The sequence below is a fragment of the Microcystis aeruginosa LEGE 91341 genome, assembly GCF_015206885.1.
Classification (GTDB): Bacteria; Cyanobacteriota; Cyanobacteriia; order Cyanobacteriales; family Microcystaceae; genus Microcystis; species Microcystis aeruginosa_H.
On record NZ_JADEXY010000055.1, the window covers coordinates 21,777 to 27,862 of the forward strand.

4 protein-coding genes and 2 pseudogenes are annotated in these 6,086 nt (G+C 42.5%); 1 reads left to right on the plus strand and 5 read right to left on the minus strand.

Annotated features, from left to right (window positions below; translation table 11 throughout):
- Positions 1-34 precede the first annotated feature (34 nt).
- The 4 genes from IQ234_RS10330 to IQ234_RS10345 all read right to left on the minus strand — a co-directional run bounded on the left by IQ234_RS10330 (position 35) and on the right by IQ234_RS10345 (position 4,593).
- Entirely contained in the window at positions 35-1,078 is a 1,044-nt protein-coding gene (locus IQ234_RS10330; protein ID WP_193957027.1) for a DNA cytosine methyltransferase, read from the minus strand.
- 228 nt (positions 1,079-1,306) lie between these two features.
- Positions 1,307-2,968 (minus strand): NAD(P)H-quinone oxidoreductase subunit 4, encoded by a 1,662-nt coding sequence (locus tag IQ234_RS10335; RefSeq protein ID WP_185240000.1) that lies wholly within the window; start codon positions 2,966-2,968, stop codon positions 1,307-1,309.
- Between the two features lie 124 nt (positions 2,969-3,092).
- Positions 3,093-3,794, minus strand: coding sequence for an ABC transporter ATP-binding protein (locus IQ234_RS10340; protein WP_193957028.1), 702 nt, complete (start codon positions 3,792-3,794; stop codon positions 3,093-3,095).
- A 61-nt stretch (positions 3,795-3,855) separates the two neighbouring features.
- Entirely contained in the window at positions 3,856-4,593 is a 738-nt protein-coding gene (locus IQ234_RS10345) for a septal ring lytic transglycosylase RlpA family protein (protein ID WP_193957029.1), read from the minus strand.
- Positions 4,594-5,513: 920 nt separating this feature from the next.
- On the opposite strand from IQ234_RS10345, the pseudogene IQ234_RS21775 reads away from it, so the two are divergent.
- Positions 5,514-5,666: pseudogene (locus IQ234_RS21775) on the plus strand (type II toxin-antitoxin system HicB family antitoxin); the annotation flags it as partial.
- Between the two features lie 20 nt (positions 5,667-5,686).
- Here IQ234_RS21775 and IQ234_RS10350 read toward each other — a convergent pair.
- A pseudogene (locus tag IQ234_RS10350) lies at positions 5,687-5,962 on the minus strand (transposase); the annotation flags it as partial.
- Positions 5,963-6,086: the final 124 nt, after the last annotated feature.

The window sequence follows — 6,086 nt, forward strand, 5'->3', positions numbered from 1 at the left end:
TACCCAAACACCTAGAAAAAATTGCTATTGTTCCTCAGATTGACAATAGATCTAATTGTCTCCCCTGTGGGTCTTTAACCCTGATATTTTCTTGAGAATCTCTGGATAAATCTAAAGCTTTAATCACCTCTTTTGCCACTGCTTTTACTACGGGAATAGCCACAGAATTACCGAACTGTTTATAAGCTTGGACATCGCTAACAACAATCTGAAAACTATCGGGAAATCCCTGTAATCTTGCCCATTCTCTGGGAGTCATTCTGCGGACGAATAATTTATTTACCTCTCCCTTAATGCGAGTAACGGGAGTAAAATTAGTCAGTCTTTTATCGATAACTAAATTTCTTTCTTTTCCCATACCTCCCACCACAATAGCATTAGCGATACCATCGGGAGAAATAATCTCATAACCGAACCCATTACCTTTATTTTGGTGTCTATCCTTGTGTTTAAATAAAGTTTCTAAATACTGATTAGAGAGATAATATTTAACGCTGACTTCCTTTTCTTCTAGGATATCTTTGAGACAAGTTTCTTGATGGGTTGGTTGGGGATAGGAAAAATGGTAAATATTTAAATCTTCTCGAAAACCGACAATAAAAATTCGGGGACGGTTTTGAGGAACCCCAAAATATCTGGCATTTAAAATCTGGGGACTAGGGACAAAATAATGCAAATCCTTTTCTAATATATCTAAAATAGTTTTTAAAGTCTTACCTCGATCATGATGGACTAAACCCTGGACATTTTCTAAGATAAAAGCTTTCGGTTTCTTTTCGTGTAAGATCCGGGCAACTTCAAAAAATAAGGTTCCGCGTGCATCTTCAAAACCGTGTTTTCTGCCGGCGATACTAAACGCTTGACAGGGAAAACCGCCACAGAGTATATCATGATCGGGGACAGTTTTTGCCTCTAATTTTCTGATGTCTTGATTATCGGGTAAATGACCATAGTTAGCTAAGTAAACCTTTTGGGAGTGAGGATCGATTTCTGAGGAAAAAACACATTGACAACCGAGATTCTCTAAGGCGATTCTAAATCCTCCTATACCGGCAAATAAATCAACAAAAGTCCACATATTTTATCTATTCTAAGCTTCCGTTTTGATCCCAGAGACGATATTATACTAAATCTGGTTATTGAGTAGAAAACGGGTTTCTCGGAGAAACCCGTTTTCTGTGCGTTACTCAGTATTAAACCGGCTATCTTAGATTTTAGTATAAATGCTCGCATCTTTCTTCTGGCCAAAAAAAATCAGGAGCAGAATTTCTACTCCTGATAACCTATTCACTTTATACTTGCCAATTTATTGGAATATACTGGCAACTTTGGCGCTCACGTCCGGTTGAGTTTCAGCGTAGATATTTTGACGAGTAGCGGCGATTTCTGTGTAAGCTTGACGCACTTCCGAGTTAACTGCCACCGTTTTGACATCGTAGATACGGGTAGCTAGTTGGGGATAAAAACCGATAGCGACAATCAAAGCGAGGAAAGAGACAGCGATAAAGATTTCTCTGGGTTTAGCGTCAATATATTCTGATTCGTCAGGAAGGACACAGCTAGTACCAAAACAAACTGCTTGTTCGTTGCTTTTGTTGGGGAGAATGTTAGTAATATCGCAGGAAGAACCATCTCCGTAGAAAACTTGGCGAAGCATGGAGAGTAGATAAATCGGGGTGAGGATTAAACCAACGGAAGCGAGGAAGACAGTCACAACCCGGAAGGTTTGGCTATAAACGTCACTGCTAGTGACACCGATAAATACAGTAATTTCGCTGGCAAAACCGCTCATTCCGGGTAACGCTAGGGAAGCCATGGCGCCGGCAGTAAAGAGAGCGAATACTTTCGGCATCGCTTGAGCAATCCCACCCATCTCGTTTAAAGCTAAGGTATGGGTGCGGTCGTAGGTGACACCAGCAAGGAAGAATAAGACGGCGGCAATTAAACCATGGGAGAGCATTTGTAACATAGCACCGCTAATACCCACATCGGTAAAGGAAGCAATCCCTAAAAGGACGAATCCCATGTGTGAAACCGAGGAATAAGCGAGACGGCGTTTCATGTTTTGTTGACCGAAGGAAGCGAAAGCACCGTAGATAATATTGACGACACCGAGAATCGCTAGAATCGGAGCAAAGTAGATATGTGCATCGGGTAGAAGCCCCATATTAAGGCGGATTAAACCATAACCACCCATTTTGAGGAGAACACCAGCGAGAATCATCGATACAGGTGCAGAAGCTTCACCGTGAGCATCGGGGAGCCAAGTATGGAGGGGGAAGATGGCGAGTTTGACGCCGAAAGCGATTAATAAACCAGCGTAAAGGACTAATTCTAAAGCGAGGGGATAATCTTTAAATCCTAATTCCGCCATATCAAAGGTCATCGCACCACCACCGTAGAGGGCCATGGCTAGACCGGCAACGAGGATGAAGATGGAAGCGGCGGCGGTGTAGAGTAAGAATTTAGTGGCGGCATAACGACGTTTTTGACCACCCCAGATGGAAACGAGTAGATAAACGGGAATTAACTCGATTTCCCACATTAAAAAGAATAATAATAAGTCTTGGGCGACGAAAACACCAATCTGAGCGGCGTAGAGCAACAGCATCAGGAAGTAGAATAAACGGGGTTTACGGTCCACTTGCCACGCGGCCAAGATAGAAAGGGTTGTCACTAATCCGGCTAATAAAACTAACGGTGCCGAGATACCATCCACCGACACCGCCCAACTTAAACCAATTTGGGGAACCCAATCGATTTTTTCTACTAATTGTAGGTTGGGGTTGCTTAAATCATATTTTTGTAAAAAGACGTAGCACATTAATATAAAGTCTGCTAGTCCGACTCCAAGAGCGAACCAACGAACGGTTTTTCCTTCCTTGTCGGGGATTACAGGGATTAGGAAGGAGGCAAGCAGGGGGAGCAAAATGATGGCGGTGAGCCAGGGGAAGTTAGCCGTTAGCATGGCAGTAAGAAAAAATACCTATTTCGTTATGTGTTCATTTTATGCGACTTTGTAAAATTTTGTGAATATTTTTTCTCCTACCTTTACCATATAATTTTATCTATAGTTGGCACATCATCATCGATTAACCTAAATAAGCTTGTTTGACCCGCTCATCCTTGAGTAAATCCCCAGCTTTTCCCGCCATGGTCAAGCGTCCCGCTGCCAAAACATAGCCGCGATTGGCAGTTTCTAGGGCTAAATTGGCGTTTTGTTCCACTAACAGGATGGTTACTCCCGATTTATTTAATTTACGGATAATACTGAAGATTTCTCGCACTATCTGGGGCGCTAGTCCTAAACTGGGTTCGTCTAGTAACAATAACTTGGGACGACTCATTAAAGCTCTGGCGATCGCCAGCATCTGTTGTTCCCCACCGCTTAGGGTTCCCGCTAACTGCTCTCGGCGCTCCGATAGTCGGGGAAAAAGTTGCCACTGCTCTTCGATATCGCTTTTTACTCCTAGGCGATCGCTTCTCGTATAGGCACCTAACTGCAAATTTGTCAAGACTGTTTGACGAGCTAAGATTCTTCTCCCTTCTGGACTATGAGCAATTCCCCGTTTAACGATTTCATGGGGTGGTAAATGGGTGATATCTTGACCCTGATAGATTATTCGCCCCGTCTTTGCTGTTAAAAGCCGAGATATCGTCTTTAGAGTCGTCGTTTTTCCTGCTCCGTTCGCTCCAATCAGGGTGACAATTTCCCCCGTTTCTACCCTTAAACTAACCTGCTGTAATGCCTTTATTCCGCCATAATTAACCGATAAATCGTTAATTTCTAACATAAACCCCGTAAAATCCCAATAGGATCACTATAGCAGTGATCACTGCCATAGTGATCACTGATTATCTGCCTAAAACTTCCAAGACCACTGGGGCAACTCCGGACTGGAAGACACCGATAATCGCTGCCGCACCTCTGGAGAGGTCGATGACACGACCACCGCTAAACGGACCGCGATCATTAATTCTAACTACCACCGATCGCCCGTTACGCAGATTAGTTACCCTAACCCTAGTGCCGAAAGGCAGATAGCGATGAGCGGCAGTTAAACCACCAGAGTTAAAAGTCTCACCACTAGCGGTGCGACGACCGTGGAACCCAGGACCATACCAAGAGGCCATTCCCCGTTTACGGGGGCGACTGCTGGTTTTTGTCCCTTGGGTTGTTTTTGGCTTCTCCAGCGGTGTCACTGAGGCAGGATTGCTGGCCGGGACTGGTTTGACTTGATTGGGTTGTGATTGGGGTTGTATAGTCGAAGGAATGGCCTCTTGGGTTCGGGGTGTAACGCTTGCTGGGACGGTATTTTCTTTGTCCACTAGGGACTCCAAAGTTTTTAGAATTTCGTTAGCATTATCTTGAACCGAACGTGATAATTTAGTATCTGAATCGAATGTTCGACTATTAGAAAAAGCGGGCAGAACGGTTTGAGTAGTTGACTCGATAACAGTTTGACGACCTACGCTAATATCCGTCAGGCTGTTGCCGTGTCCTGCTGTCTGGGAACAAATTATCGAGGCTGTAGTCCCCACTACGGTAAGGGCAGTTACAGCTTGTAGTTTGTTGATCAGTTGTTTATTCATAGACTTTCTTATTGTGCGTTAGCAAGTTCCCAATGCAAAGCTGAAGGAATTTGCTAATATTCCTTTTTGCTTGCAAAGCTAACTTGGTTGCGTTCTGTTCAACCCTATCACGGAAAATTGGTTGGTCATTACGAGAATTTATATCGTTATCGGGCAAGAGAATCAAAAATTTAAATAAATGGTTGACTTGCGCTAAAAACTAAGTTAAGATGGAGGGTTTTTAATTTTTTGTCTCCTAGAGGGGGGCAAGATTAGGAAAACTTAGGGAATTAGTAAAATTTCGAGGGGGAATAATGCTAGTATTGACAAGGCTTTCAAGGATTATCAGCCTTGCTCGATTTCCCTCTATGTATGCAGATAATAGTTAATAAAACTGTTATCTTCGCTACAAAAAACCAGATTTTTAATATCAATGTTAAATCGGACTAAGGATCAAAGATTAAAAATTATAATAGGGGCTTGACAAGCGACTAAAAATAAGTAGTTATTAGCCAAACTTAACTATAGAATCAGAAATGCTGATACAGGCTAATACTAAATCCTGTTTAAAAGGTATAGAGGATTGGGGAAGTGGGGAAGTGGGGAGTTTTTCGCTGTGAACAGTAAACCGTGAACTGAAAAACCCGCATCTGATCACTGAATACTGGATACTGAAGACTGACTTGAAAGAGGGTGTGGGGTGTAGGGAAAGAAACCTCTTTCATCTGTGGGGGTGAAAATTTTTTCATCGGGACTGACTCCTAACCCCAGGAAAAGCTTTTTCGGCAAACCCTATCTAATTTGTATTGGGTTTCCTTGCGTCAATCCAACCAACAAGAGCGGCTATAAAGTCTAATATAATCAAGACAGCAGGTCATCCCATAGGTAATTCTCAAATGAATTATAAGATTGACATAGAACAAGAAGAAGATTGACGATATATTGCTGAAATCGTCGAACTTTCGGGAGTTTTAGTTTATGGCAATTGTCAACAGGAAGCTATTGCTAAAGTTCAAGCACTTGCCTTGCGTGTCTTAGCCGATCAACTTGAACAGGGAGAACTTCCAGAAAATGGCTCTTCGTTACTCTTTGTGCTAAATCAACATACAAGATGTCAAGATAACATACTTCTAACCCAAAAATTCCGAAAGTTTCTAAAGCCATAGCCTCTTTGTTTTATTAGTTTAAGTTTATTGTTGATTCCCTCCACCACCCCATTCGTTGTCCTTCGCTCGAAATAATCTCCAAACCAGTTTCGGATTGTTTGACAACTCTTGGTAAAAACACTGGAGGATTTTGCCAACCATTCCGAGATAGATAGCAGTTCTTCTGTCGGATTCTCTGAGGTTTCATAAATCTTTCTAAATTCTTCCTTTAACTCGTGCATCTGAGAGGGGGACAAGCGAGCTAGAAGGTAGATAGGGCAAGCGATATAGCTCTTTGTCCTTTGATGTAATCCTTCAACCGATAGCGGCTAATTTGCATTAGCTCTTCTATATTTTTTTGGAACATTT